The organism is Pseudomonas sp. GM102, assembly GCF_000282555.1.
GTDB lineage: Bacteria > Pseudomonadota > Gammaproteobacteria > Pseudomonadales > Pseudomonadaceae > Aquipseudomonas.
Window position 1 is genome coordinate 1 of sequence record NZ_AKJB01000037.1, and the last position, 1,649, is coordinate 1,649.

The window sequence follows — 1,649 nt, forward strand, 5'->3', positions numbered from 1 at the left end:
GCATCATCAACGGCACCTTCACCGTACCAGGCGATGGCGACATCGATTTTGGCGCCTTGCTCGACGTCCTGCTGGGCGCCGATTACCACGGCTGGCTGGTGGTCGAGGCCGAGCAGGATCCGGCGGTGGCACCGAGTTATGTCTATGCCAAAAAAGGCTACGACACGCTACGTGCGCTGCTCGACGAGAGGATTAAGTGATGAGCCTTTTGGTCAAGAGCAATGCCCGCGGCCGGACCATGGTCGAGTTGGGGCAGGGAGCGCTGGAATACGTTGGCTTCGCCGCGTACCGCCTGAGCCTCGGCGAATCCCTGCCGGTCAGCGCCGGCGACAAGGAACTGTGCCTGGTGCTGCTCAGCGGTCGGGTCAGCATCAAGGGCGAAGCACCGGGGCAGGGCGCGTTCAATTGGGACAACATCGGCGATCGCCAATCGGTGTTCGAAGATAAATCGCCGTTCGCCGTGTACTTGCCACCGGGCAGTCAGGCGCAAGTGGTCGCACTCAGCGACGTGCAGATCGCCGTCTGCGCCGCGCCCGGTTCGACCGCCGAAAATCACAGCCCACGGCTGATCAAACCCGACAGCATGAAACGCAGCGTGCGTGGCAAGGGTGCCAACACCCGTTACGTCTGCGACATCCTGCCAGACACCGAGCCAGCCCATTCGCTGCTGGTGGTGGAAGTGCGCACACCGTCCGGACACTCGTCGAGCTACCCGCCGCACAAGCACGACACCGACGATCTGCCGCACCAGAGCTTTCTCGAAGAAACCTACTACCACCAGATCAATCCGCCCCAAGGCTTCGTATTCCAGCGGGTCTACACCGACGATCGCAGCATTGACCAGGCCATGGCCGTGGAGAACAGCGACCTGGTCGTCGTGCCCAAGGGCTATCACCCGGTCAGCGTGCCCTACGGCTACGAGTCGTATTACCTGAACGTGATGGCCGGGCCGAAACGCGTCTGGCAGTTCCACAACGATCCGCAGCACAGCTGGCTGTTGGATCTCTGAATTTCAACATTCAAAGGGAGAACAAGAACAATGAGCGATGCCCCGGTAATAGGCCATTACATCGACGGTCAGGTGCAAGACAGCGGCAACGAGCGGTTCAGCAATGTCTTCAACCCTGCCACCGGCGCAGTACAGGCGCGGGTCGGGCTGGCCAGCCAGAAGACCGTGGACGATGCCGTCGCCTCAGCCCTGAAGGCGTTCCCGGCGTGGTCCGAGCAATCGTCCCTGCGCCGTTCGCGGGTGATGTTCAAGTTCAAGGAACTGCTCGACCGTCATCACAACGAGCTGGCCGAAATCATCAGCCGCGAACACGGCAAGGTGTTCTCGGACGCCAAGGGCGAAGTGACGCGCGGCATCGAAATCGTCGAGTACGCCTGTGGCGCACCGAACCTGCTGAAAACCGATTTCAGCGACAACATCGGCGGCGGCATCGACAACTGGAACCTGCGCCAGCCGCTGGGTGTGTGTGCCGGCGTCACGCCGTTCAACTTCCCGGTGATGGTGCCGCTGTGGATGATCCCGCTGGCGCTGGTCACCGGTAACTGCTTCATCCTCAAACCCTCCGAACGCGACCCGTCGGCCAGTTTGCTGATGGCGAAATTATTGACCGAAGCCGGGTTGCCGGACGGTGTGTTCAACG

2 protein-coding genes and 1 pseudogene are annotated in these 1,649 nt (G+C 61.6%); all 3 read left to right on the forward strand.

Annotation, left to right across the window (positions count from 1 at the left end):
* Positions 1-200 (forward strand): annotated as a pseudogene (locus PMI18_RS22540) (myo-inosose-2 dehydratase); the annotation flags it as partial.
* Entirely contained in the window at positions 200-1,009 is an 810-nt protein-coding gene (gene iolB, locus PMI18_RS22535; RefSeq protein ID WP_007897251.1) for a 5-deoxy-glucuronate isomerase, read from the forward strand. The pseudogene PMI18_RS22540 and the gene iolB, both read left to right, overlap by 1 nt.
* Before the next feature lie 30 nt (positions 1,010-1,039).
* Positions 1,040-1,649: aldehyde dehydrogenase family protein (locus PMI18_RS22530; protein ID WP_007897254.1), on the forward strand; the 610-nt coding region annotated here is incomplete at its 3' end.

Bases quoted from the DNA above. Each gene is read 5' to 3' on its own strand.
- iolB (WP_007897251.1), top strand. From the start codon at position 200: ATGAGCCTTTTGGTCAAGAGCAATGCCCGCGGCCGGACCATGGTCGAG.